This is a genomic window from Citreicella sp. C3M06 (assembly GCF_018860705.1).
Lineage (GTDB): Bacteria > Pseudomonadota > Alphaproteobacteria > Rhodobacterales > Rhodobacteraceae > Salipiger.
Map to the genome: position 1 here is coordinate 17695 of NZ_JAHKQA010000081.1, position 25057 is coordinate 42751.

Sequence of the window (25057 nt, forward strand, 5' to 3'; positions counted from 1 at the left end):
CCGCACATTCAGCTTGCGGGCGGGCGCTCTTCGGTTTTGGGCTCTGCGGGGGGCTCGCGCGATTGATCCTCGTCGGTGGACGGCGGGGTCGGCTCCAGCCGCAGCGGCCCGCTGACCGGCGGCGCATTTTCCGAGCCGCGCGCAAGGTCGGCGGCAGAGGCCAGCCTGCGCCCTTCAAGCGAGGCGGGCGCGGCGCGGGCGCGGCGGAACACCAGCAGATTGCGCCAGACGTTTGCGGTCGAGGTCAGGCCGCTGCGTTCCTCGCTGGGCAGGGTTTCGGCGCGCAGATATTCCCAGCCCTGCGCCGCCATGTCGTTCATCGCCCGTTCGATGGCATGGGCGAAGCGTCCTTCGGCGGATTTCACACCGCGCGCCTTCTCGCCCTTCTGGGGGGCGGGGACGACCTTGTACTCGTAGCTTGTCATGCTGGACCGCTCTTGTTTCGTCGCGCGCACCCTATCAGGGCCGCGCGGGGGCGTCACCCATGCGCCGCGCAAAAAGCGGGAAACGGCTTATGGGCCGCTTCCCGCCGAAGGTCTGAAATGTCATGGCAGCTAAGCAGTTTCGACCGCGCCCGATCAATTCTGGATGCGGCGCCGAGCGTCTCACGGACCCGGTAACACAAGCCTAACACCGGCGTGAGGCGCGGCGCAGTCAGGTTTTCCCTACGTCAGCGCTGATCGGGGCCCGGTATACCCGACCCGCCTTGGCGCATCTCGACAAAGGTCTTGGCGGCGCGGGCGATCACCAGCTCTTCGTTGGTGGGGATCACCATGATCCGCGCGCGGCTCAGATCGGTCGAGATCATCGTATCGCCCGCCGCGTTGCGCTCGCGGTCAAGCTCGAGCCCGATCCAGCCCATGCCCTCGCAGACGCGTTCGCGGATCAGGCGTGAATTTTCGCCGATGCCGCCGCAGAACACCAGCGCGTCAAGCCCGCCAAGCGCCGCCGCAAGCCCGCCCAGCTCGCGCCGGATGCGAAAGACGAAATAGTCGATGGCCTCGTTGGCCTGCGCCGTTCCAGCGGCTTCAAGCGCGCGCATGTCGTTGCTCAGCCCCGACAGGCCAAGCAGGCCGGATTTGCTGTAGAACATCTCGCGCACCTCGTCGATGCTCATGCCTTCCTGCTGCACGAGGTAAAAGATGACGCCGGGGTCGATCTGCCCGGTGCGCGTGCCCATCGGCAGCCCGTCCAGCGCGGTAAAGCCCATGGTCGAGGCCACCGAGCGGCCATTGATCATGCCGCACATCGACGCGCCATTGCCCAGATGGGCAACGATCACCCGCCCGTCGTGGATCAGCGGGGCGATGCGTTTCAGCTCGCCGCCGATGTAGTCATAGGACAGCCCGTGAAAGCCGTAACGGCGCACGCCCTTGTCGTAATACGCGCGGGGCAGGGCAAAGACGTCGTTGACCTTGGGGTGGGTGCGGTGAAAGGCGGTGTCGAAACAGGCGACCTGAAGCGCGTCGGGGAAGGCCTCGATGGCGGCCTCGATGCCCGCAAGGTTGTGTGGCTGGTGAATCGGCGCAAAGGGGGACAGGCGGCGCAGCTCTTCCATCACCTCGGGGGTGAGCCGCATCGGGCGGTCATAGCTTGGCCCGCCATGCACCACGCGGTGACCGACGGCCGTGGCCTTTGCCTCGGGGAAATGCTGGCGCAGCACGGCCAGCGCGGTGGCCAGCGCCGATTTGTGATCGCGGGCCTCGGCCGGGGTCAGATCGCGGCTGAGGGGCGGCATGCCGGGGCCGAAACTGGCCTTCAGCTTCGGGGTCTTGCCGATGGACTCGATCAGCCCGACGGCCATTTCGACCGGCGCGGCGCCAATCGAGAACAGCCCGAACTTGAGCGAGGAAGATCCGGCGTTGAGGGTCAGCGCCACGGGGGTGTTGGTCATCTGTCTGGCTCCGGTCAGGCGGTGATGGAATAGCCACCATCGATTTCGTGCACGCCGCCGGTGAGGTGGCTGGCCTCGGGCGCGGCGAGGAAGGCGGCCATGGCGCCGACGTCTTCGATGCTGGCAAGCAGGTGCATCGGGGCGCGGTCTGTGGCGTCGGCCAGCATCCGGTCGAATTCGCCGATGCCCGATGCGGCGCGCGTCTTCAGCGGCCCCGGCGACAGGGCGTGCACCGAAATGCCCTTGTCGCCCAGTTCGGCGGCGGCGTAGCGTACGGCGGATTCAAGCGCGGCCTTCACCGGCCCCATGATGTTGTAATTCTTGACCACCCGTGTCGAGCCGGAAAACGACACGGTCAGGCAGGTGCTCCCCCGGCCCATCAGCGGCTCGGCCAGCCGGATCATCCGCAGGAAACTGTGCACCGACACATCCATCGCCATGCCGAAGCCATCGGCGCTGGCGTCGATGACGCGCCCGTGCAGGTCGTCCATCGGGGCGAAGGCGATGGAATGCAGCAGCGTGTCGAGCTTGCCCCATTTTTCTGTAATCTGTGCCATCACCGCTTCGAGCTCGCCTGGTGCGCTGACGTTCATCGGCGCGATGATCTGCGCGCCAAGCTCTTCGGCCAGAGGGCGGACAAAGCGTTCGGCCTTGTCGTTGAGATAGGTGATGGCAAGGTCGGCGCCCTGCGCACGCAGCGCCTTGGCGCAGCCGTAGGCGATGGAATGCTCGTTGGCGATGCCGACGATCAGGGCCTTTTGCCCGGCAAGTGAGAACATCTGTCGATCCCTTTGAGTCGTTAGGCCGTTTTGTCCTCCCCAACGTGGCCCTTAGACCCGGCGCGTGGCGATTCTGCATTGCGACAAATCAAGTGAGACCGCTGATCGGGACCAATAATCAGGCACAGGTCAGGCGGAGGCGAAGCCAGACCGCAAAAACCGCACCCTTGCGCCCGTGCCTTTGGGGTCGATCCCGAACAGGCTTGGTCGTGCCTCGAAATAGCCGCGCCACGACCCTTCTGGCAGGTCCTTGAGCACGGTTCCCTGCAGGTGGTGAATCCGTCCGCCGAATTCTGACAAAAGCATACCTTTGCCTTGTTCACTGTGCTTGGCGATGAGCAGTTTTATGGCTTCGTCAAGTTGCGAGGGGCGTCGCGTCGGCGGCACCGGCTTTGCGCTCGCGTCAATTGCCGGCTGTGCTTCGGTCGGGAGCTCGAAGAAATCCGAGCAGGCCGCGCGAAACTGTTCCGGTGCCTTTCGCTCTCCGACACCGACGACCTTGGCGCCGCGCTCTCGCAGGCGCTGCGCAACATGGGTGAAATCGCTGTCCGATGTGGCAAGCACAAATGTCTCGATGCCGAGGGCCAGAGCCAGTTCCATCGCATCGATGCTCATCAGCAGATCGGTGGCGTTCTTGCCGCCGCCCGCATGGACGAACCGCCAGCCGGGGGCTTTCAGCCAATCCGAACCGCCAGCCATCACGCCATAGACCCGGGCAACGTCAAGCTGTCCGATGCTGCGGGCGGCCCGCAGAATGCGCGCGGCATGTTTCGGTGAGATATTATCGCCGTCGACAAGCGCGGCGGCGCGGGATGGAAGGGTGTTCATGACGAACATCTGATGCAGGGTTGCGGCGAAATTTCGGCAAATACCGGGAAGTTCCACGCCCATGAAAAAGGGGGCGAGCCTTGCGGCCCGCCCCCTTCGTTCTCGCGTGACCAAGGGATGTCAGTGCGAATTATAGGCGTGCTTCTCATGCACGGCAGCGATGACGACCGTGCCGAAGGTGATGACCGCAGCCAGCAGCAGGAACAACATCATGACTGCGGGCTTGTCGGCGAAGGTAAAGACCGCTTCGGCCCCGTCCCAGCTGGTGATCGGAGAGGTGTTCATAAGATCTGTCCTTTCTTATTCGGCAGGGGCGGCAGCAACGCCGGCCGGAGTGGCCACGTTGATCGGCCCGGTGACGTAGTTTTCGGGATAGGCCGAGACCGGCACCTTGACGATGTCCAGACCCTTTTCCTGAATGTGATCCGGCACGCGCAGCAATCCGACAGCGTTCAGCACGAAGGACACGACATAGCCGGGCAGGAAGCCCAGCACCGCCATGGTGGCCGCGCCGACGATCTGGCCCCAGAGCGAAACCGGGGGCATGCCGTCGATGTTGGGATAGCCGCCGGCAAAGATGCCGCAGGCCACCACGCCGATCAGGCCGCCGATGCCATGCACCGGGAAGGCGCCAACCGCATCGTCGATGCCCATCTTTTCAAGCCAGACCGCAACCATCGGCACGACGAAGCCTGCAAAGGTGCCCAGAACGAAGGCAACCGGCGGGTAGTAGACATCAAGACCGGAAGCCGCCGCAAAGATGCCGATCAGCGCGCCGGACATCATCCAGAACGGATCGCGGGTCTTGACCCATGCCCCGATGATGCCGCCAGCCATGCCCATCAGCGTGTTGAAGGCGAATGCCGACAGCGTGGTGGGCTGGCCGTAGATGTTGATCCACTGCTCGCCGGGCATGTAGATGATGCAGCCGCCAAGAAAGCCGAAGAAGCCGACGATGATCAGCATCAGGCCGGTGATGGTGAAGGGCACGTTATGCGCAAAGATCGCATTGGCGCTGCCGTCCGAGTTGAATTTTCCGACGCGCGGCCCAAGGTTCAGCAGCACGCCAAGCGCAAAGAAGCCCGCGACCATGTGCACGACGCCCGCCGCACCCACGTCATGATAGCCGAACTTGACGGTCAGCCAGCCCTGCGGGTGCCAGCCCCATGCGCCGCCAAGGATCCAGACCACCGATCCCAGCAGGATGGCAAGGATCAGGAAGCCCGCGGTCTGGATGCGCTCGATCACCGCGCCCGAGAAAATCGAGGCGGTGGTGGCGGCAAACAGCGTGAAGGCCGCCCAGAAGATGCCGGTGGCGTTGTCGGTCAGGTTCGGACCCATCGACAATTCCCACGGCAGGCCCGCCGCGTCATCGGCCGGCAGCAGGCCGTTGTAGAACGACAGGTAGATGTACCAGCCGAAGAAATAGAAGGTCGGCACCATGAAGGCGAAGGCGAGGATGTTCTTGATCCCCGATGCCAGCACGTTCTTGACCCGGCTTGCGCCCATCTCGTAGGCCAGAAAGCCTGCGTGGATGGCGATCATCAGCGCGGTACACCACCAGTAGAAGATTTCCGAATTGATCGTGCCCGACATCGCGGTGCTGCTTTCTAGCGCAGCAAGCCGTTCTGTCAGGGCGGCGAGTTCCTGTTCCATTGTCCTATTGTCCCCATTGGTCTGTTTGCGGGATGTATCTTTTGACAGGGCTTGTGCTCGCCCCTGCGCCCCACAGTGAAGAAAGTTTCCTGTCGGCAAATCTCGGCATGGGGCGGGGGTAGAGGAATCCCCAGTATTGTTCGATCCAAGGCAAAATCGCCGTGTGTTTGCGCAATTTGGCGGCGCTGTGCAAATCATGCCTGCCTGTTGGGCAGGCGAATCTACCCATGAGAATAAAAATTTCCCGTTAGGAATAACTTTCACTGGACAGAATGCGAGTCGCCAAGGCTGTCTTTGGGTCAGACAAGGACACAGCAGGGACGCGAATTCATGGATATCGAAAGCTTCGTCGAAGAACCGGGACGCGATGAAAAGATCAAGGCGGTGCGCGCAAGGATCGACGCGCTGGGCATCGAATACCTTTATCTTCAGTTCGTGTCGGTCACCGGCAAGATCATGGGCAAGGGCATTCCCGCCGACCATTGGGAAAGCGTCGCCAAGAAGGGCTTTCAGCTGGTCTATGGCTCGACCGTGAACCTGTTCACCAACCGCGAGGGCAATTATCTGGGCTATGGCCCCGAGGCGGCCGAGCTGGTGGGCATCCCCGAGCCCGAGACCTTTATGCAGCTGCCATGGGCGCCGGAAATCGGCCGGATGTTCTGTACCCTGTTTCGCAACCGCGAGGAAAAGATCGACCCGGGCGCTTATCTGACTGCGGACAGCCGCGGCAACCTGCGCCGCCTGCACAAGGAGTTCCAGAAAAAGCACGGGCTGCAGCTGCGTATGGGCACCGAGCCCGAAATGATGTGGCTCAAGTACGACGAGAACGGCAAGCCGTCCGAGGGTGTCTCGAAACCCTATTGCTACCACATCCACCAATTCGAGGCGCTGCGCCCGGTGTCGATGCAGGTGATCCGCTATGCCCGCAAGATGGGGCTCGACATGATTCAGGGCGATCACGAAGATGCGCCCGGCCAGCTGGAACTGAACTGGGCCTTCGACGACGTGCTGCGCAACGCCGACCGTCTGACCACCTATCGCCAGCTTTGCGCGCAGGTGGCGCGGGAGAACGGCATCTTTGCCTGTTTCATGACCAAGCCGTTCATGGGCGTGTCGGCGTCTGGCTGCCATCACAATATGTCGCTGTGGTCTGCCGGAGAGGATGAGTTCCGCCGCACCGGCAACGATCCCGACAACCTGCCGGGAATGGCGGAAAACTACATGTACGTCAAAGGCGGCGACAACACCTTCATGCCCGATACCGACGATCCGCAGATGCCGGGCAAGACCGGTCTCAAGGCGATCGGCGGGGTGGTGCAGCATCTTCAGGCGCTGACCGCGATCGGGGCCTCGACCGTCAACAGCTATCGTCGGCTGTGGGATACCGGGTTCTGGGCGCCGGTGTTTTCCGACTGGGGCTTTCAGAACCGCACCACCGGCTTGCGGGTCTCGGCGCCGGGGCGGTTTGAATATCGCTCGGTGGATTCCATGGTGAACCCGTATCTGATGGGGACAACCCTGCTGGCGGCGATGGATGACGGGCTCGACAACAACCTCGATCCGGGCGAGCCCGAAGAGCGTAACATCTACGAGGCCATCGAACAGGGCAAGAAGGTCAAGAAGCTGCCGATGAGCCTTGGCGAGGCGCTGATCCATCTGGAAAACGACGAGGTGGTGCAGCGCGGGCTTCCGGGCGAGATGTTCCGCCTGTACCATGAATACAAGAGCGATGAGTGGGCGCGGTTCATGTCGACCGTGACCGACTGGGACAAGGACACCTATATGGAATGCCTGCCATGAGCCTTGAAACGCAATTCCCGGACGCGCCGTTTCTCGACGTGGCCAATCCGGGGTTTTCCCTGCGCTCCGCGCCGGTGCGCGCGGCGCGCAGCAAAAGCTGGTACGCCCGCACGCCCTATGGGCTTGCGGTGCTGCGCCACAAGGAAATGGGCCAGTTGCTGACCCACAAGTCGCTGATTCAGGGCAGCCATGCGTGGCCGGCGCTGAACGGGGTGACCTCGGGTGTCTTTGCCGATTGGTGGAACAACACCATCCTCGTGCGCGAGGGCGACGATCACTGGCGGCTGCGCAAGCTGGTGAACCCGGCGTTTTCGCCGAAGATCGTCAAGGCGCTGATGCCGGAGTTCGAGCGTATCGCCAATGATCTGGCGGATGGGTTCATCGCGCGCGGCTGCTGCGATTTCATGGCCGAATTCGCAGACCCTTATGCGGCGCGGGTGCTGTGCCTGCTGCTGGGTCTGCCGGAATCCGAGGCGCCGTTCATCCTGCGCACCTCGGCCACCATGGGGCTGGCGCTGGGGGTGAATTTCCCCGATCTGGTCGACGAGATCGAGGCGGCGACGGTCGAGCTTGGGGCCTATATCTCGGACGTGCTGAAGCAGCGCGAGGCGTCGCCCGGCGATGACATCCTCTCGGTCATGGTGCAGGCCCGCGAGGATGGCGACCGGCTGAGCCATGACGAGCTGTGGAACCTTGCGCTGATGCTGGCTTTCGCCGGGGTCGACACGACGCGCAACCAGCTGGGGCTTGGCTTGTCGATGTTCGCGGCGCATCCAGATCAATGGGAGGCGCTGGCGCATGATCCGTCGCTGGACATGGCGGCGGCAACCGAGGTGATGCGGATGCGGCCCACCATCACATGGGTGTCGCGTGAGGCCATCGAGGATTTCGAATACGGCGGCATCACGGTGCCCAAGGGCACGGTGCTGCATCTGTATTCCGAGAGTGCGGGAACCGACCCTGAGGTGATGGGCGACGCCGGGTTCGATATCACCGCGAAGCGGGCGCGCAACTTTGGCTTTGGCGGCGGGGTGCATCACTGCCTTGGCAATCTTGTGGCGCGCAACGACATGGCGGTGGCGTTCCGGGTGCTGTCAGCGCGTATGGGCGCGCCTGTCATCGGCGAGGGTGCAACTTGGTTGGCGGACAGTGGCAACACCGGGCCGATTGCCTTGCCGCTGAGCTTTTCGCCGCGCTGAGAGGCTTGGATATTCGGGAAGGGGCGTGCCGGAGATAGCGCGCCCCTTTTGCGTTTGTCGCGCCTTGGGGAGGGCTTGGCGTGGGGGCCAGCCCCCACACCCCCGGAGTTTAAGGGCAAGATGAAGAGGGGGGCTGCGCGTTAGAGGCTGGCGGCGATTTTGGCGGCGCCGAGCGCGCCGATCAGGATGGCGGCGGCGTTGGTATTGCCCGAGACGATGCGGGGTATGACGCTGGCATCGGCGATGGAGAGGTTCTCGATGCCGTGCACCGCCATGGTTTGCGGGTCGGTGGCAGATTGCGGATCGCTGCCCATGCGGGCGGTGCCGACGGGGTGGTAGATGCTGTCGGCGGTGGCGCGAATGGTGGCGTCGAGCTGGGCGTCGGTGGTGATTTGCGGGCCGGGGCGGAGCTCTGCGCCGGTGAAGGCGGCAAGGGCGGGCTGGCGGCAAAGCTCGCGCAGCAGTTTGAGCCCGTCGCGCAGCAGTTTGCGGTCGGTGTCTTCGGCGAGGTAGTTGGGATCGATCAGCGGCTTGGTGGCCGGATCGGCGGAGGCGAGGCGTAGGGTGCCTCGGCTTTGCGGTTGCAGCTGGGTGACGTCGATGGCGAAGCCGTGGCCCTTGTCAGCGGCAGTGGCGCCGTCGAAGGCCAGCGCATTGATGAAATGCAGCTGGGTGTCCGGGGCGGCGTTTGCCGGATCGAGGGACAGGAAGGCGCCGGCCTCGAGCCCTTGCTGGCAGCCTGCGCCCTGTTTCGTCAGCAGCCATCTTGCGCCGGTGGCGAGGTTGTTGGGGAATTTTGCGGCATCCCATAGCGACAGCGGCCGGGTCATGCGGTGCTTGACCTTGACCTCGAGGTGGTCGTGCAGGTTTTCACCGACGCCGGGCAGGTCTGCGGCGACGCTGATGCCATGGGCGCGCAGGTGATCTGCCGGGCCGATACCGGAGAGCATCAGCAGATGCGGGGTGCCGATGGCGCCGGTGCACAGGAGGATATGCCCGGCCTTGAGGGTTTCGTCTGCAAGCTGCACGCCGGTGGTACGTGGGCCGGACATATGCAGGCCGGTGATCTGGGCGCCGGTGCGGATGGTCAGGTTGGGGCGGGCTTTGGCGAGGCTGAGGAAGGCATGCGCGGCGCTGCGGCGGCGGCCATTGGCGGTGTTGAGCCGGAAGAGGCCGAAGCCGTGTTCTTGGCCGTCGATAGCGCCCTGGACCGGGTGGCCCAACTGGCGGCCCGCTGCGATGAAACCGTCATAGGCGGGGCCGGAGGCGGGCAGGGATGGGGCCATGATGGCGGTGATCTCGTCCAGCGTTGGCTGTACATCGGCCCAGCCCCAGCCGGGCGCGCCGTTCGCCGCCCACCAGTCGTAATCCGACGCATGGCCCGTCACCCAGACCATAGCGTTGATGCCGGACGAGCCGCCCAGCAACTTGCCGCGCGGCACGTAGAGGCGGCGGTTGTCCATATGGGTTTGCGGCACTGTCTCGTAATGCCAGTTGAAGCGGGGGTGGGCGATGGCCTTGGCGACGCCAGCGGGCATCTGCACAAAGGGGTGGTGGCCGGGTGGTCCGGCCTCGAGCAGCAGCACTTTGCAGGAGGCATCGCGCGACAGCCGCTCCGCGGCCGCGCAACCGGCGCTGCCTGCGCCGACGACGATGACATCCCAGCTCATGCCAGCAACTCGCGCAGGGCGTTGTCGATGACGGCGGTGTCGGCGGCGTTGCGCCCGCCGCCGGCGTAATGGCCCCAGACGCTGTCGATCACGCGCAGTTCGGCGTTGGGCATCTGCGCCACCTCGGCGGCGTTGTCCTCGGGCGGGAAGTAGAGATCGGTCCGGCAGGGCAGGATGATCGAACGTGCGGTGATCGCCGCAAGTGCCGCCTTGCGATCGCCGTTGTAAACCGGATTGGCGGCGATGTCGCACAGCTGCCAGGTGCGGATCATCGACAGCATGTCATTCGCATCCAGCCCATAATACATCGAATCCCATGTGTTCTTCAGGTAATCCTCGACGCTGATGAAGCCCATGTCGCGCCACAGTTCGGCGCGGAACCATTCCTGCGAAAGCACCCAGCCCGCCCAGACCCGGCCCTTGGCGGTCAGACCGCGCCAAGGCTGCTGCGTGTAGCGGCCCTGCTGCCATTCGGGATTGGTGATCAGCGCGTGCTTGACGCCTTCGAGGAACACATAGGTGTGCCCGGCGGTGATCGCCTGACCGCAAAAACAGGCCATGGCGGCGACGCGCTCGGGGAACAGGGCCGCCCAAGCGTAGGCCTGCTGGCCGCCCATAGACCAGCCACAGACCAGCCGGATCTGCTCGATGCCGAACAGCTCGCGTAGCATGCGTTCCTGAAGCATGACATTGTCATATTGCGTGATGGTCGGGAAATCCGGCCCGTGTAGCGGGATCGGCGTGTTGGACGGCGACGACGACACGCCGTTGCCCAGCATGTTGGGCACGACGATGAAATATTTCGACGGGTCCAGCGCCATGTCTGTGCCGATGAGGAACTCATTGTCGGCGTGGCTGCCACCGTAGCGCGTCGGGTAGACAATGACATTGTCCCGCGCCGCGTTCAGCGTGCCATAGGTGCTGTAGGCAAGCTTTGCCCCCTTCAGCGTGATGCCGCATTGCAGGGCGACATCGCCCGCCTCGAAGATTTCGAAAGGGGTCAGTTCCGCGCTCATTTCAGATGGTCCTTGACGTCAGGTTGCGATGCCGAAGGGGCGGCACCCGTAGTTGAAGATCTGCCGCGCCGCTGCGGTGACGGCATCTGCGCGCCTTGCGAGCGCCGTCTGGAGCCGGGCCTGCGCGCGTGGCCAGGTTCGGCTGCACGGTCGCGCAAGCGAGCGCTGCTTTGGCAAGCATAGCGTGAGAACCCGCCGGGTGTTCGATCCGCTCGTGTTTATGAACCGGGAACCGCATGTGCCGAGCCTCGTGAAAACCGGTTGCCTCATCAATGTGCAGCCCGGGCTGCAACGCTTGCAGATTTTCAGTCAGCAGTCGCCACGACAAGAAGAATGGTTGATCTGAGGGAAATTTTTGTAACCATCAGGAAAAATATGCCTAGTGCGATTGCACATGAACAGGGAGACGGAAATGCGGATTTGCGTGATCGGCGCGGGGCCTTCGGGGCTGGCGCAACTGCGGGCCTTTCAGTCGGCCAAAGCGGCGGGCGGCGAGAGTCCCGAGATTGTCTGCTATGAAAAGCAACCCGACTGGGGCGGTCTTTGGCGCTATGACTGGCGCACCGGGGTCGATGAATACGGCAACCCGGTGCATGGATCGATGTATCGCTACCTGTGGTCCAACGGCCCCAAGGAGGGGCTGGAATTCGCCGATTACACCTTTGACGAGCATTTCGGCAAGCCAATCGCCAGCTATCCTCCGCGTGCGGTGCTGTTCGATTACATCGAAGGCCGGGTGAAACAGGCTGGCGTGCGCGACTGGATCCAGTTTTCGACCGTGGTGCGCGATGTGACCTTTGACGAGGCGTCGGGCCTGTTCACCGTCAAGGCGCGCAATTGCGAAACCGACAGCGAAAGCGCCGAAGAGTTCGACCATGTCATCGTGGCCTCGGGGCATTTCAGCTTTCCCAACGTGCCCTATTATCCGGGCTTCGAGAGCTTCAACGGCCGCATTCTGCACGCCCATGATTTTCGCGATGCGCGCGAGTTCGAAGACCGCGATCTGCTGATCCTCGGCACCTCGTATTCCGCCGAGGACATCGGCTCGCAATGCTGGAAATACGGTGCGAAGTCGATCACCGTGGCGCATCGCACCGCACCGATGGGCTATGAGTGGCCCGAGAACTGGGCCGAGGTTCCGGCGCTGGAAAAGGTCGAGGGCAAGACCGTCACCTTCAAGGATGGCACGAGCAAAAAGGTCGATGCGATCATCCTTTGCACCGGCTACAAGCACCATTTCCCCTTCCTTGGGGATGATCTGCGGCTCAAGACCGCGAACCGGCTGGCGGCGAGCGATCTGTACAAGGGCGTGGTCTATACCGGCAATCCCAAGCTGTTCTATCTGGGGATGCAGGACCAGTGGTACACGTTCAACATGTTCGACGCGCAGGCGTGGTGGGTGCGCGACTGTATCCTTGGCAAGATCGCCCTGCCGGATGCCGCAGCCATGGAGGCCGACTGGACCCAGCGTCAGGCCGATGAAGACTTGGTGGGCGATGATCACGACGCCATCGTCTATCAGGGCGAGTACGTCAAAGAGTTGATCGCCGAGACCGATTACCCCAGTTTCAACGTCGAGGGCGCCAACGAGGCGTTCTTCCAATGGAAGAAACACAAGAAGAAAGCCATCATGGCGTTCCGCGACAATGGCTATGTCTCGCCGATGACCGGCACCATGGCGCCGCCGCATCACACCCCGTGGCGGCACGCGCTGGATGACAGTCTGGAAAGCTATCTTCAGACCGGGGCAGAGGCCGCCGAGTGATGGAGCTTGCCGTGCCAAAGCGGGGGGTGCTGACGCCGGGCCTGTCCCTGCCGCCGGGCACAGAGCGGCACCCGGTGCCGGGGGGCGGCTCGCGGGCGGTGGAAATCCACGCGGGCGACGTCATCACCGTGGAGGACCGCGAGGGCGGGCAGGTGGCCGAACTGGTCGCCTTCACGCCAGCGGGGGTGGGCGATCCGGGGCTGATCGGGGCGGTGGGCAATTGCGGCCCCGAGGGGCTGAAGGCGACGCTGCTGGAAACGGCCTCCGGGCGCGGCGTGGCGCGGGCGCTGGGCGCGGCGGGCTTCGATCTTGGCGGCGCGCGCGCGGTGCGGGTGTTTGCCGAGGGCTCGCGCCCCGGTGACACTGCGCGCTTTGTCGCGCAGGGCGGCGGGCTGCTGGTGGTGGGCGCGCCGGGCGGGCCGATGACCCCCGATGCGCAGGACACCGTCACCGACCTGCTGCTGTGGATCAACCGCGCCGATCCGGCGTTCAAGCGCCCGCACTGCGCCCCCGATCCGCTGGCCGACCCGGTGATCGACCGCAACATCGCCCCCGGCGAGGCGTTCATCTACGAGGTGCCCAAGGGGGCCTTCATTCAGGTGCTCGACGTGCAGGGCCGCGAATGTTCGGATTTTCAGGCCTTCAGCGCGCGCAGCCTTGATGCGGGCCACCCGCGTGAGATCGACCCGACCGCCACCCGCTCGATGACCGGGCGCATCTACCCCAAGCCGGGCCTCGCGGCGAAATACTGGACCGTCGATTTCGAACCGCTGGTCGAGATCGTACAGGACACCTGCGGGCGGCACGACACCTTCGGGCTGGCCTGTACCGCGCGATATTACGACGACATGGGCTATTTCGGGCATGTGAACTGTACTGACAACATCAACCTGTCGTTGGGCCCCTACGGCGTGCGCCCACGGGCCGGCTGGCCCGCCATCAACTTCTTTTTCAACACGCTGCTGGACGCCGATCATGGCATCGTCACCGATGAGCCATGGTCGCGCCCCGGCGATTACGTGCTGCTGCGGGCGCTGAGCGATCTGGTCTGCGTCTCGACGGCCTGCCCCGACGATATCGACCCGGCCAATGGCTGGACCCCAACCGACATTCAGCTGCGCACCTATGGCGCGGCGGAGGATTTCCGCCGCTCGATCGGCTGGCGCAAGCGCCCGGAGGACGACGCGATTCATACGCAAGAGACGGGCTTTCACGCCAGCTTTGCCGCGCATACCCGCGATTTCATCGAATATAATGGCTATTGGCTGGCCAACAGCTTTCCCGGCACCGGCACGCTGGGCGAATACTGGGCCTGCCGCGAGCGGGCCGCGATCATGGATCTCTCGCCGCTGCGCAAGTTCGAAATCACCGGCCCGGATGCGCTGGCACTGATGAACGCCTGCGTCACCCGCAATATCGAAAAGCTCAGCGTCGGGCAGGTGGTCTATACCGCCGTTTGCGCGCAGCATGGCGGCATGATCGACGATGGCACGGTGTTCCGGCTGGGCGATCACAATTTCCGCTGGATCGGCGGCAGCGATCATTCCGGCATGTTCCTGCGCGAACAGGCCGCGGCGCTGGGCCTTGACGCCCATGTGCGCAGCTCGACCGACCAGTTGCACAATGTTGCGCTGCAGGGGCGGCACGCGCGCGCGATCCTGTCGCAGATCTTCTGGACCCCGCCGGATCGTGCGAGCGTCGAAGACCTCGGCTGGTTCCGCTTTACCATCGCCCGGCTGGGGGATTTTTCCGGCACGCCGGTGATGATCTCGCGCACCGGCTATACCGGCGAGCTGGGCTACGAGATCTTCTGCCACCCCAAGGACGCGCCCGAGGTGTTCGATGCGATCTGGAAGGCGGGGCAGGCCTATGGGCTGAAACCGCTCGGCATGGCGGCGCTGGACATGCTGCGCATCGAGGCCGGGCTGGCCTTTGCCGGCCATGAATTCGATGATCAGACCGACCCGTTCGAGGCGGGCATCGGCTTTACCGTGCCGCTGAAAAGCAAGGAAGCCGATTTCTCGGGGCGCGAAGCATTGCTGGAACGCAAGGCGCATCCGCAGCGCAAGCTGGTCGGGCTGGAGGTCGATGCAACCACCGTTCCGACCCATGGTGATTGCGTGCGGCTGGGGCGCGTGCAGGTCGGGGTGATCACCAGCGCCACCCGCTCGCCGATCCTTGGCAAGACCATCGCTCTGGCGCGTGTGGAAGAAATTCACGCGACCCCCGGCACCGAGCTGCAGATCGGGCAGCTCGATGGGCATCAGAAACGCCTGACGGCGCGCGTCGTTCCGTTTCCGCATTTCGACCCGAGCAAATCCCGCGCCAAGGGTGATTACGACGCATGACCCCCGAAGATCGCGTAAAGGCGTTGGCGTTCTGGTCCGGCCCGATCGAGATCGCGCCGCTGACCGGGGGCATCACCAACCTCAACTATGTGGTGAGCTGCGCGGGGCGGCAATACGTGGTGCGCCTAGGGCAGGATATCCCCGAACATCTGGTGATGCGCTGGAACGAACAGGCGCTGACGCAGGCGGCGGCAGAGGCGGGGATTTCCCCGGCCTTGCGCCATGCCGAGCCGGGGGTGATGATCACCGATTTCATCACCTCGACCGCCCTCAGCGAGGCCGATCTGCACGACCCCGCCACCTTGCGCGCCGCGGTGGATCTGGTTGCCCGCGTGCACCGCGATCTGACCCGCCGTGTCACCGGCCCGGTGCTGACCTTCTGGGTCTTTCACGTGCTGCGCAGCTATGCCAGCTATCTTGCTCGCCACGGATCGCCCCACCTGTCCCTGATCCCGCAGCTGATGAGCGAGGCGATGCAGCTGGAAGAGGCGGTGCAGCCCATCGACATGGTACTGGGGCACAACGATTTGCTGCCGCAGAACATCCTGCGCGCCGAAGACCGGCTGTGGCTGGTGGATTGGGAATATGGCGGGTTCAATGCGCCGCTGTTCGATCTGGGCGGGCTGGCGTCGAATGCGGGCCTTCCCGATGGGGCAGAGCAAGAGATGCTCGGCCTGTATCTTGGCCATACCCCCGATGCCGCCTACCTGCGCCGCTACGGGGCGATGAAATGCGCCTCGCTGCTGCGCGAGGCGATGTGGTCGATGGTGTCCGAGCTTACCTCGCAGATCGAGTTTGATTATGTGGCCTATACCGGCGAGAACCTCGCCCGCTATCGCGCCGCCCTTGAGACATGGACCGCCCGATGACCTTCCCGAACCAAGCCCGCGCCGTCATCGTCGGCGGCGGCATCATTGGCTGCTCGACCGCCTATCACCTTGCCAGTCTCGGCTGGGAGGTGGTGCTGCTCGAGGCGCACAAGCTGACCTCGGGCACCACCTTTCACGCGGCGGGGCTGGTGGGGCAGCTGCGCAGCTCGGCCAATATCACCGAACTGCTGGGCTATTCGGTGAAACTCTATGACACGCTCGAGGCCCAGACCGGGCAGGCGACCGGGTGGAAGCGCAATGGCGGTCTGCGCCTTGCCTGCAATGCCGAGCGCTGGACGGAGGTGAAACGTCAGGCCACCACCGCCCGCAGCTTCGGCCTTGATATGCAGCTGCTGACGCCGCTTGAGGCGCAATCGCTATGGCCGCTGATGGATGTGTCCGACGTGATCGGCGCGGCTTATCTGCCGACCGACGGGCAGGCCAACCCGTCGGACATCACCCTGTCGCTGGCCAAGGGCGCGCGCATGGCCGGGGCGCAGATCATCGAGGATTGCAAGGCGCTGTCGGTCACGCGCGAAAACGGCGTCATCACCGGGGTGCAGACGGCGCAGGGCTTTATCAAGACCGGCATCGTCATCGCCTGCTGCGGCCAGTGGACCCGCGATTTAGCCGCGCCGCTGGGGGTCACCGTGCCGCTGGTGTCGATGGAACATCAGTACATGGTGACCGAACCGATCGAGGGCGTCACCCGCGATCTGCCGACCCTACGCGACCCAGACCGGCTGACCTACTGGAAGGAAGAGGTTGGCGGGCTGGTGATGGGCGGCTACGAGCCAAACCCCAAGCCTTGGGCGGTTTCGGGCATTCCCGAGGGCTTTCACTACACGCTGCTAAGCAGCGACTATGATCATTTCGAACAGATCATGGAACTGGCGCTGGGCCGTGTCCCGGCGCTGCAAACCGCCGGCATCAAGACGCTGACCAACGGGCCGGAAAGCTTTACCCCCGATGGCAACTTCATCCTTGGCGAGGCGCCAGAGCAGCCGGGATTCTTTGTCGGGGCGGGGTTCAACGCCTTTGGCATCGCCTCGGGCGGGGGTGCGGGCATGGCGTTGGCGGAATGGGTGGCCAAGGGCGAGCCGCCGATGGATCTGTGGCCCGTCGACATCCGCCGCTTTGGCCGTCCGCATTTCGATACCGACTGGGTGCGCACCCGGACCGTCGAAGCCTATGGCAAGCATTACACCATGGCCTGGCCCTCCGAGGAACATGACAGCGCCCGACCGACCCGCCGCTCGCCGCTCTACGACCGGCTTGCCGGGCGCGGCGCGGTGTTCGGCGAAAAGATGGGCTGGGAGCGCCCCAACTGGTTCGCCGCCCCCGGCGAGGTGGCCAAGGACATCTATACCTATGAGCGCCCCAACTGGTTCGCTGCCGTGGCCCGCGAACACCGCGCCGCGCGCGAGGCGGCGGTGCTGATCGACCAGACCTCCTTTGCCAAGTTCTGGCTGCAAGGCCCGGATGCTGAATCCGCCCTGCAACGGATCTGCGCCAATGACGTGGGGGGGCCGGTGGGCGCGCTGACCTATACCCAGATGCTCAACGATCGCGGCGGCATTGAGGCGGACCTGACGGTGGTGCGCACCGGCCCCGAGGCGTTTTACATCGTCACCGGCACCGGCTTTGCCACCCGCGATTTCGACTGGATCCAGCGCGGGCTGGCAGGCGCGAACGCACAGCTGATCGACGTGACCTCGGGCACCGCGGTGCTGTCGCTGATGGGGCCAAAGGCGCGCGACATCCTGTCGGCGGTGACGCGGGCGGATGTGTCGAACGCCGCGTTCCCCTTTGGCACGGCGCAGATGATCGCCATCGCGGGCGCGCCGGTGCGGGCGCTGCGGGTCAGCTATGTCGGAGAGCTGGGCTGGGAACTGCACCTGCCAGTCGAATATGCCGCCAGCGTGTTCGATGCGCTGCACATGACGGGCGCGGCGCATGGGCTGGTCGATGCAGGCTACCGCGCCATCGAGAGCCTGCGGCTGGAAAAGGGCTACCGCGCATGGGGCAGCGACATTGGCCCCGACAGCACGCCCTACGAGGCTGGGCTCGGCTTCGCTGTGGCGCAGGGCAAGGCGTTTCGCGGCCAGCCCGCGCTGCTGGCGCAAAAGCCACGCGTCTTGACCCGGCGCCTTGCCACCTTTACCGCCGCGCCAGAGGTCATCCTGCTGGGGCGCGAAACGGTGTTCCGCAACGGCGAGCGGGTCGGCTATCTCAGCTCGGGCGGCTTCGGCCACACGCTGGGCAAGGCGATTGGCATGGGCTATCTGAAACACCCCGGCGGCGTGACCAAGGACTGGATCGCCTCGGGCAGCTACGAGCTGGAGGTGGCGATGCAGCGCGTGCCCTGCGAGGTGACGCTGTCGCCGCTCTACGATCCCGCCGGGACGCGGCTGAAATCGTGAACCGTCTGGAGGATTGACATGACCGGCGCTCCGCCTGCACCACAGGGTACCCTCAAGGACGGATCCCCCATGAAAAGCGCATCGCCCTCAAAACTGACCCAGAACCCGCACGCGGTGCGCGAGCTGCGGGAAAAGAACCTCGAGGTGGCGATTGGCCGACAGGTGCGCGAGCTGCGCAAGCGCCAGCGCATGACCGGCTCGGAACTGGCGCAGCAGACCGGGCTGTCGGTTGGGATGCTGTCCAAGATCGAGAACGGGGTGATCTCGCCCTCGCTCACGACGCTTCAGGCGCTGGCCAATGCGCTGCGGGTGCCACTGGTGCAGCTGTTCTCGGGCTTCGAAGAGCCGCGCGGGGCGATGCATGTGAAGGCCGGGCAGGGGGCCGAGATCGAACGCGCAGGCACCCGCGCCGGGCATCAGTACAACCTGCTGGGCCATATCGGGTCGAATAATTCCGGCGTTGTGGTCGAACCGTACCTGATCACGCTCGATTCAGCCTCGGACCGGTTCCCGGCCTTCCAGCATGAGGGGATCGAGCTGATCTACATGCTGGACGGGGTGATCGATTATCGCCACGGCGATCAGCTGTACCTGCTGGAACCCGGCGATTCCCTGCTGTTCGATTCTGATGCGCCGCACGGGCCCGAAGTACTGGTCGAAATCCCGGCGCGCTACCTGTCGATCATCACCTATCCGCAGGCGCGGTAAAGACGCAGCTTTGGCGCTGGCAAGGTCTTCCGCGCAGCTTTGTCTGTCGGCAAAGCAAGCCTCTCGCCAAGGCGCGGCGCGTCGGGCTGAAACCCGTTGTCGGCGGTGGCGGCGCCAGACAAGCAGGGAACGCGGCGAAGCGATGCGCGCAACAAATGTCCTTGTGCGGATCTGCCGGGTATCTGGCGTTGGCTTTGCAAAACCCGGCGGTTGCCTATTCGGAATGCATCTGCAGCGCTGCATCAAAATCTTTTCCTGAAGTAAAATAATATTCTTGTAAGGAAATCTGCGCCAGCGTATCCCGAGTGGCGAAACCGGGGCGCAGACCCCTCAGGAACGGAGAGAAATCCCATGTGTGGCATTGTCGGACTCTTCCTCAAGAAGGAAGACCTGCGCCCAAAGCTTGGCGACATGCTGACGGACATGCTGATCACCATGACCGACCGCGGCCCGGACAGCGCGGGCATCGCGATCTATGGCGCCGATGCGGGCGGCCACAAGATCACCGTCCAGTCGGACAGCCCGGCGAGCGATTTCGCCGGCCTTGACGTGGCGCTCGGCGAGGCGCTGGGCACCCCCGTCGCGATGAAGCAGGCAGATACCCATGCGGTTCTGACCGTTGCCGAAGACGCGCTGAAGCCAGCCGTGGCCTTCCTCGAGGCGCGCGGCCTGCGCATCATGGGCGTGGGCGAGGCGATGGAGATCTACAAGGAAACCGGCCTGCCGCGCGATGTCGCGGCCCGGTTCAACCTGCGCGCCATGGGCGGCAGCCATGGCATCGGCCACACCCGCATGGCGACGGAATCGGCGGTGACGACGCTGGGCGCGCACCCCTTCAGCACCGATGCCGACCAGTGCCTTGTGCACAATGGCTCGCTGTCGAACCACAACACCATGCGCCGCATCCTCAGCGAAAAGGGCTTTGCCCCGAAAACCGAAAACGACACCGAGGTTGCCGCCTGCTACATCTCCTCCCGCATCGCCGAGGGCGCCAACCTCGGTCAGGCGCTCGAAGGCACGCTCGATGATCTCGACGGGTTCTTCACCTTCGTCATGGGCACGAAAAACGGCTTCGGCGTGGTGCGCGACCCGATCGCCTGCAAGCCCGCGGTGATGGCCGAAACCGACGATTACGTCGCCTTTGGCAGCGAATACCGCGCCTTCGCCAATCTTCCGGGGATCGACACCGCCCGCGTCTGGGAACCCGAACCCGCCACCGTCTATTTCTGGGAGCGTTGAGCCATGGCCGCGACCAAACAAGCCGTCTCTGACGTGCAGACCCTCGACATGGGGCAGATCGAACTGCGCGAGGTCAACGCGACGCTGCAAGCCGCGCCCTCGACCAATTACACCCAATTCGAGATCCTCAACACCCGCGGCAGCCATGCCATCGCGGTGGGGCTCGATGCCGAGATAGAGGTCACGGTGATAGGGTCCACCGGCTATTACTGCGCCGGGATGAACAAGCTGGCGACGGTGCATGTCACCGGCTCTGTCGGGCCGGGGGTGGCGGAAAACATGATGTCCGGCACGGTGATCGTCGATGGCGATGCCTCGCAATATGCCGGGGCCACCGCCCATGGCGGGCTGCTGGTGATCAAGGGCAATGCCAGCTCGCGCTGCGGTATCTCGATGAAGGGCATCGACATCGTGGTGCATGGCAACATCGGCCACATGTCCGCCTTCATGGCGCAAAGCGGCAACCTCGTGGTGCTGGGCGATGCCGGCGATGCGCTGGGGGATTCGCTGTATGAGGCGCGGCTCTTCGTGCGCGGCTCGGTGAAATCTCTGGGCGCGGATTGCATCGAAAAAGACATGCGCCCCGAACATATCGAGATACTCGCCGATCTGCTGACCCGCGCTGGCGCAGATGCAAAGCCCGAGGAATTCAAACGCTACGGCTCGGCCCGCAAGCTGTATCATTTCAACGTCGACCACGCAGACGAATACTGAAGGACATGGGCATGAACGACACTCCGCAGACCCTGCCGCGCCAGTCCTGGACGTTCTCCAACGAGGTGAACGCCGAGATCCGCCGCGCCGCCCATACCGGCATCTACGACATCCGCGGCGGCGGCGCCAAACGCCGGGTGCCGCATTTCGACGACCTGCTGTTCCTTGGCGCGTCGATGTCGCGCTACCCGCTCGAAGGCTACCGCGAGAAATGCGAAACCGGGGTCACCCTTGGCACCCGCTTTGCCAAGAAACCCATCGAGCTGAAGATCCCGATCACCATCGCCGGCATGTCCTTTGGCTCGCTCTCTGGCCCCGCCAAAGAGGCGCTCGGGCGCGGCGCGTCGCTGGCAGGCACCTCGACCACCACCGGCGACGGCGGCATGACCGAAGAAGAGCGCGGCCATAGCGAAAAGCTGGTCTATCAATACCTGCCGAGCCGCTACGGCATGAACCCCGACGATCTGCGCCGCGCCGATGCCATCGAGGTGGTCGTGGGGCAGGGCGCCAAACCCGGCGGCGGCGGTATGCTGCTGGGGCAGAAGATCACCGAACGCGTTGCGGGCATGCGCAATCTGCCCGTGGGCATCGACCAGCGCTCCGCCTGCCGCCACCCCGACTGGACAGGCCCGGACGATCTGGAAATCAAGATCCTCGAACTGCGCGAGATCACCAACTGGGAAAAACCGATTTATATCAAGGTCGGCGGCGCGCGCCCCTATTACGACGTTGCGCTCAGCGTCAAGGCGGGCGCCGATGTGATCGTGCTTGATGGCATGCAGGGCGGCACTGCGGCGACGCAGGATGTGTTCATCGAAAACGTCGGCACTCCGACGTTGGCCTGCATCCGCCCGGCGGTCAAGGCGCTGCAGGATCTGGGCATGCACCGCAAGGTGCAGCTGGTGGTCTCGGGCGGTATCCGCACCGGGGCCGATGTCGCCAAGGCGCTGGCTCTGGGCGCGGATGCGGTCTCCATCGGCACCGCGGCGCTGGTCGCTCTGGGCGACAACGACCCGAAATGGGAACAGGACTACCGGGCGCTTGGCACCACCACGGGCGCCTATGACGACTGGCACGAAGGGCGCGACCCGGCGGGCATCACCACACAGGACCCAGAGCTGATGGCCCGGCTTGACCCGATCGAGGCAGGCCGCCGCCTGCGCAATTACCTCAACGTGTTGACGCTGGAATGCCAGACCCTCGCCCGCGCCTGCGGCAAGAGCCATGTTCACAATCTCGAACCCGAGGATCTCGTGGCCCTGACCATCGAAGCCGCCGCCATGGCGCAGGTCCCGCTGGCCGGAACCGACTGGATTCCGGGCAAAGGCGGTTTCTGACCCCGCCTGCCACCCCGCCAGAGCTTCCAGCTTCTTCTGGCTCCAAATATCCTGGGGGTGTGGGGGTGAAACCCCCACCCGACCGGATCGCCGCACAGGCGATCCGAAACAAGAAAAGAACGACAGGGAAAACCCATGACCGACCTCGCCGCCTTCGCCCGCGAAAAGGGCGTGAAATATTTCATGATCTCTTACACCGATCTGTTTGGCGGGCAGCGGGCAAAGCTCGTCCCGGCGCAGGCCATCGAGGGCATGGTGCAGGATGGCGCGGGCTTCGCGGGCTTTGCCACATGGCTCGATATGACGCCCGCCCATGCCGACATGCTGGCCATGCCCGACCCGGACACCGTCATCCAGCTGCCGTGGAAACCCGAGGTCGCCTGGGTTGCGGCCAATCTGGTGATGGAAGGGCAGGAGGTCGCGCAGGCGCCCCGCAACGTGCTGCGCAGGCTGGTGGCCGAGGCCGCCGAACAGGGCTTGCGGGTCAAGACCGGCATCGAGGCGGAATTCTTCCTGCTCACCCCCGAGGGCGACGCCATCTCGGATGCTGCCGATACCGCCGAAAAGCCCTGCTACGACCAGCAGGCGGTGATGCGCCGCTACGATGTGATCTCGGAAATCTGCGATTACATGCTCGATCTCGGCTGGGGCCCGTATCAGAACGACCACGAGGACGCCAACGGCCAGTTCGAGATGAACTGGGATTTCGACGATGCGCTGGTCACCGCCGACCGCCACAGCTTTTTCAAGTTCATGGTGAAATCGGTCGCAGAAAACCATGGCTTGCGCGCCACCTTCATGCCCAAGCCGATCGAGGGGCTGACCGGCAACGGCTGCCACGCCCATATTTCGGTCTGGAATGCGGACGGCACCAGCAATGCCTTTGCCGATGACAGCAAAGAGCTTGGCCTGTCGGATCAGGGGCGCGCTTTTCTTGGCGGCATCATGAAGCACGCCACCGGCATGGCAGCGATCACCAACCCGACGGTGAACAGCTACAAGCGCATCAACGCCCCGCGCACCGTTTCCGGCGCGACATGGGCCCCCAACACCGTGACATGGACGGGCAACAACCGCACCCATATGGTGCGCGTGCCCGGCCCGGGCCGCTTCGAATTGCGCCTGCCGGACGGGGCGGCCAACCCCTACCTGCTGCAGGCGGTGATCATCGCCACCGGCCTGTCGGGCCTTGCCAGCAACGCCGATCCGGGCCCGCGCTACGATATCGACATGTATGCCGAAGGCCACAAGATCACCGATGCGCCGAAGCTACCGCTCAACATGCTCGATGCGATCCGCGCCTTCGACGAGGACGGCGAGTTGAAGACCAGACTTGGCGGCGAGTTCTCCAAGGCGTTCATCACCCTCAAGCGCCGCGAATGGGACAGCTTCGTGTCGCATTTCTCGGCTTGGGAACGGGCGAACACGCTTGACATCTGAGGCACGAAGAGTCTGAGTTAGCAGGATTTTTCGCCCTACGCCTATTGCGTCGGCCAGCGCTTTCAGTCCCGAAAGTTCTGGCCTCGCATGACCATATGTTCAGGAGATCGACAGCACCATGCAGTTCAACGGGTTTCGCGTGATCTGGGAAGGGCTGACCGGCCACAAGGGCTGGAAGCCGCTCTGGCGCGATCCAGAGCCGCAGCCCGAATATGACATCATCATTGTCGGCGGCGGCGGGCACGGGCTGGCCACTGCCTATTACCTTGCCAACACCTTCAATGAATTGAAGGTCGCGGTGCTGGAAAAGGGCTGGCTCGGGTCTGGCAACATCGGGCGCAACACCACGATCATCCGCAGCAACTACCTGCTGCCCGGCAACGAGCCGTTCTATGAATTCTCGATGAAGCTCTGGGAAGGGCTGGAGCAGGAATTCAACTTCAATGCCATGGTCAGCCAGCGCGGCATCCTGAACCTGTGCCATTCCGACGGGCAGCGAGACGCCTTTCGCCGCCGGGGCAACGCCATGCGGCTGGCGGGCGCCGATGCCGAACTGCTGGATCAGGATGCGGTGCGCGCCATGTACCCGGCGCTCAACATCGACAACGCCCGCTTCCCGATCAAGGGCGGGTTGCTGCAACGCCGCGCCGGCACCGCGCGGCACGATGGTGTCGCATGGGGCTATGCGCGCGGGGCCGACCGCAAGGGCGTCGATCTGATCCAGAATTGCGAGGTCACCGGCTTTCGCATCGACGCGGGCCGCATCAAGGGCGTCGAGACCTCGCGCGGCTATATCGGGGCCAAGAAGGTCGGCGTCGCTGTTGCCGGATCGTCGGGGCGCGTCATGGCCCATGCGGGCATGCGCCTGCCGATCGAAAGCCACGTGCTGCAAGCCTTCGTTTCCGAAGGGCTCAAGCCGGTCATCGACGGGGTCATCACCTTTGGCGCGGGGCATTTCTATGTCAGCCAGTCCGACAAGGGTGGGCTGGTGTTTGGCGGCGACATCGACGGCTACAACTCCTACGCCCAGCGGGGCAATCTGCCGGTGATCGAAGACGTGGCCGAAGGCGGCATGGCGATCCTACCCATGCTGGGCCGTGCCCGGCTGTTGCGCGCCTGGGGTGGGGTGATGGACATGTCGATGGACGGCTCTCCGATCATCGACAAGACCCATATCGACGGGCTCTACCTGAACGCGGGCTGGTGCTACGGCGGCTTCAAGGCCACCCCGGCCAGCGGCTATGCCTTTGCCCATTTGCTCAGCACCGGGCGCCCGCACGAGACCGCCACGCAGATGCGCCTTGATCGCTTTGCGCGTGGCTATCCCATTGACGAAAAGGGCGCTGGCGCCCAGCCGAACCTGCACTGAGGC

At 64.4% G+C, this 25057-nt stretch carries 21 protein-coding genes; 13 read left to right on the forward strand and 8 right to left on the reverse strand.

Features of this window, described 5'->3' with window-relative positions; translation table 11 throughout:
- Positions 1-8 precede the first annotated feature (8 nt).
- From KO516_RS19635 to KO516_RS19660, 6 genes are all read right to left on the reverse strand, one after another.
- Positions 9-425 (reverse strand): DUF4177 domain-containing protein, encoded by a 417-nt coding sequence (locus KO516_RS19635; protein WP_216005491.1) that lies wholly within the window; start codon positions 423-425, stop codon positions 9-11.
- 245 nt (positions 426-670) lie between these two features.
- Positions 671-1894 (reverse strand): acetate/propionate family kinase, encoded by a 1224-nt coding sequence (locus KO516_RS19640; protein WP_216005492.1) that lies wholly within the window; start codon positions 1892-1894, stop codon positions 671-673.
- 14 nt (positions 1895-1908) lie between these two features.
- Positions 1909-2673: an enoyl-ACP reductase FabI gene (fabI, locus tag KO516_RS19645; RefSeq protein ID WP_216005493.1), complete on the reverse strand. Its 765-nt coding sequence runs from the start codon at positions 2671-2673 to the stop codon at positions 1909-1911.
- 129 nt (positions 2674-2802) lie between these two features.
- A complete protein-coding gene (locus tag KO516_RS19650) occupies positions 2803-3501 on the reverse strand; it encodes an NYN domain-containing protein (RefSeq protein WP_216005494.1) in 699 nt (232 codons plus the stop codon).
- A gap of 120 nt (positions 3502-3621) precedes the next feature.
- Positions 3622-3786: a hypothetical protein gene (locus KO516_RS19655; RefSeq protein WP_216005495.1), complete on the reverse strand. Its 165-nt coding sequence runs from the start codon at positions 3784-3786 to the stop codon at positions 3622-3624.
- Between the two features lie 15 nt (positions 3787-3801).
- On the reverse strand, positions 3802-5157 hold the full coding sequence (locus KO516_RS19660; RefSeq protein ID WP_216005496.1) for an ammonium transporter: 1356 nt from the start codon (positions 5155-5157) through the stop codon (positions 3802-3804).
- A 330-nt stretch (positions 5158-5487) separates the two neighbouring features.
- Here KO516_RS19660 and KO516_RS19665 point away from each other — a divergent pair, with 330 nt between their 5' ends.
- Together KO516_RS19665 and KO516_RS19670 are read left to right on the forward strand one after the other, a co-directional pair.
- Positions 5488-6957, forward strand: a complete 1470-nt coding sequence (locus KO516_RS19665) for a glutamine synthetase family protein (protein ID WP_216005497.1) — start codon at positions 5488-5490, stop codon at positions 6955-6957.
- Positions 6954-8156: a cytochrome P450 gene (locus tag KO516_RS19670; RefSeq protein ID WP_216005498.1), complete on the forward strand. Its 1203-nt coding sequence runs from the start codon at positions 6954-6956 to the stop codon at positions 8154-8156. The genes KO516_RS19665 and KO516_RS19670 overlap by 4 nt, the downstream gene beginning before the upstream one ends.
- 140 nt (positions 8157-8296) lie before the next feature.
- Here KO516_RS19670 and KO516_RS19675 read toward each other — a convergent pair whose 3' ends face one another.
- Complete coding sequence (locus KO516_RS19675) at positions 8297-9826, reverse strand: GMC family oxidoreductase (RefSeq protein WP_216005499.1); 1530 nt, start codon at positions 9824-9826, stop codon at positions 8297-8299.
- The gene (locus KO516_RS19680; RefSeq protein ID WP_216005500.1) at positions 9823-10842 is read right to left on the reverse strand and encodes an alpha/beta fold hydrolase; all 1020 of its coding nucleotides are present in this window, start codon (positions 10840-10842) and stop codon (positions 9823-9825) included. Before KO516_RS19680 ends, KO516_RS19675 begins: the two co-directional genes overlap by 4 nt.
- 52 nt (positions 10843-10894) lie before the next feature.
- On the opposite strand from KO516_RS19680, the gene KO516_RS19685 reads away from it, so the two are divergent.
- The 11 genes from KO516_RS19685 (at position 10895) to KO516_RS19735 (ending at position 25054) form a co-directional block, all read left to right on the forward strand.
- On the forward strand, positions 10895-11188 hold the full coding sequence (locus tag KO516_RS19685) for a hypothetical protein (RefSeq protein WP_216005501.1): 294 nt from the start codon (positions 10895-10897) through the stop codon (positions 11186-11188).
- A 66-nt stretch (positions 11189-11254) separates the two neighbouring features.
- Complete coding sequence (locus tag KO516_RS19690; protein WP_216005528.1) at positions 11255-12607, forward strand: NAD(P)-binding domain-containing protein; 1353 nt, start codon at positions 11255-11257, stop codon at positions 12605-12607.
- Positions 12607-14955, forward strand: a complete 2349-nt coding sequence (locus KO516_RS19695; protein WP_216005529.1) for a DUF1989 domain-containing protein — start codon at positions 12607-12609, stop codon at positions 14953-14955. The genes KO516_RS19690 and KO516_RS19695 overlap by 1 nt, the downstream gene beginning before the upstream one ends.
- Positions 14952-15824: a choline/ethanolamine kinase family protein gene (locus tag KO516_RS19700; RefSeq protein ID WP_216005502.1), complete on the forward strand. Its 873-nt coding sequence runs from the start codon at positions 14952-14954 to the stop codon at positions 15822-15824. Before KO516_RS19695 ends, KO516_RS19700 begins: the two co-directional genes overlap by 4 nt.
- A complete protein-coding gene (locus KO516_RS19705) occupies positions 15821-18247 on the forward strand; it encodes an FAD-dependent oxidoreductase (RefSeq protein ID WP_216005503.1) in 2427 nt (808 codons plus the stop codon). The genes KO516_RS19700 and KO516_RS19705 overlap by 4 nt, the downstream gene beginning before the upstream one ends.
- A 69-nt stretch (positions 18248-18316) precedes the next feature.
- Positions 18317-18955: an XRE family transcriptional regulator gene (locus KO516_RS19710; protein ID WP_216005504.1), complete on the forward strand. Its 639-nt coding sequence runs from the start codon at positions 18317-18319 to the stop codon at positions 18953-18955.
- 351 nt (positions 18956-19306) lie between these two features.
- Positions 19307-20194, forward strand: a complete 888-nt coding sequence (locus tag KO516_RS19715) for a glutamine amidotransferase family protein (protein ID WP_216005505.1) — start codon at positions 19307-19309, stop codon at positions 20192-20194.
- 3 nt (positions 20195-20197) lie between these two features.
- Positions 20198-20908, forward strand: coding sequence for a GXGXG domain-containing protein (locus KO516_RS19720; RefSeq protein WP_252737723.1), 711 nt, complete (start codon positions 20198-20200; stop codon positions 20906-20908).
- Positions 20909-20919: 11 nt separating this feature from the next.
- Positions 20920-22245, forward strand: coding sequence for an FMN-binding glutamate synthase family protein (locus KO516_RS19725; RefSeq protein WP_216005506.1), 1326 nt, complete (start codon positions 20920-20922; stop codon positions 22243-22245).
- A gap of 135 nt (positions 22246-22380) precedes the next feature.
- Complete coding sequence (glnT, locus tag KO516_RS19730) at positions 22381-23685, forward strand: type III glutamate--ammonia ligase (protein ID WP_216005507.1); 1305 nt, start codon at positions 22381-22383, stop codon at positions 23683-23685.
- Positions 23686-23803: 118 nt separating this feature from the next.
- On the forward strand, positions 23804-25054 hold the full coding sequence (locus KO516_RS19735) for a sarcosine oxidase subunit beta family protein (RefSeq protein WP_216005508.1): 1251 nt from the start codon (positions 23804-23806) through the stop codon (positions 25052-25054).
- The last annotated feature ends 3 nt before the right edge of the window (positions 25055-25057 follow it).

Excerpts from the sequence above, each read along its gene's own strand:
- KO516_RS19635 (WP_216005491.1), bottom strand. The coding sequence starts at position 425 with ATGACAAGCTACGAGTACAAGGTCGTCCCCGCCCCCCAGAAGGGCGAG.
- KO516_RS19640 (WP_216005492.1), bottom strand. The coding sequence starts at position 1,894 with ATGACCAACACCCCCGTGGCGCTGACCCTCAACGCCGGATCTTCCTCG.
- fabI (WP_216005493.1), bottom strand. The coding sequence starts at position 2,673 with ATGTTCTCACTTGCCGGGCAAAAGGCCCTGATCGTCGGCATCGCCAAC.
- KO516_RS19650 (WP_216005494.1), bottom strand. The coding sequence starts at position 3,501 with ATGAACACCCTTCCATCCCGCGCCGCCGCGCTTGTCGACGGCGATAAT.
- KO516_RS19655 (WP_216005495.1), bottom strand. The coding sequence starts at position 3,786 with ATGAACACCTCTCCGATCACCAGCTGGGACGGGGCCGAAGCGGTCTTT.
- KO516_RS19660 (WP_216005496.1), bottom strand. The coding sequence starts at position 5,157 with ATGGAACAGGAACTCGCCGCCCTGACAGAACGGCTTGCTGCGCTAGAA.
- KO516_RS19665 (WP_216005497.1), top strand. The coding sequence starts at position 5,488 with ATGGATATCGAAAGCTTCGTCGAAGAACCGGGACGCGATGAAAAGATC.
- KO516_RS19670 (WP_216005498.1), top strand. The coding sequence starts at position 6,954 with ATGAGCCTTGAAACGCAATTCCCGGACGCGCCGTTTCTCGACGTGGCC.
- KO516_RS19675 (WP_216005499.1), bottom strand. The coding sequence starts at position 9,826 with ATGAGCTGGGATGTCATCGTCGTCGGCGCAGGCAGCGCCGGTTGCGCG.
- KO516_RS19680 (WP_216005500.1), bottom strand. The coding sequence starts at position 10,842 with ATGAGCGCGGAACTGACCCCTTTCGAAATCTTCGAGGCGGGCGATGTC.
- KO516_RS19690 (WP_216005528.1), top strand. The coding sequence starts at position 11,255 with ATGCGGATTTGCGTGATCGGCGCGGGGCCTTCGGGGCTGGCGCAACTG.
- KO516_RS19695 (WP_216005529.1), top strand. The coding sequence starts at position 12,607 with ATGGAGCTTGCCGTGCCAAAGCGGGGGGTGCTGACGCCGGGCCTGTCC.
- KO516_RS19700 (WP_216005502.1), top strand. The coding sequence starts at position 14,952 with ATGACCCCCGAAGATCGCGTAAAGGCGTTGGCGTTCTGGTCCGGCCCG.
- KO516_RS19705 (WP_216005503.1), top strand. The coding sequence starts at position 15,821 with ATGACCTTCCCGAACCAAGCCCGCGCCGTCATCGTCGGCGGCGGCATC.
- KO516_RS19710 (WP_216005504.1), top strand. The coding sequence starts at position 18,317 with ATGAAAAGCGCATCGCCCTCAAAACTGACCCAGAACCCGCACGCGGTG.
- KO516_RS19715 (WP_216005505.1), top strand. The coding sequence starts at position 19,307 with ATGTGTGGCATTGTCGGACTCTTCCTCAAGAAGGAAGACCTGCGCCCA.
- KO516_RS19720 (WP_252737723.1), top strand. The coding sequence starts at position 20,198 with ATGGCCGCGACCAAACAAGCCGTCTCTGACGTGCAGACCCTCGACATG.
- KO516_RS19725 (WP_216005506.1), top strand. The coding sequence starts at position 20,920 with ATGAACGACACTCCGCAGACCCTGCCGCGCCAGTCCTGGACGTTCTCC.
- glnT (WP_216005507.1), top strand. The coding sequence starts at position 22,381 with ATGACCGACCTCGCCGCCTTCGCCCGCGAAAAGGGCGTGAAATATTTC.
- KO516_RS19735 (WP_216005508.1), top strand. The coding sequence starts at position 23,804 with ATGCAGTTCAACGGGTTTCGCGTGATCTGGGAAGGGCTGACCGGCCAC.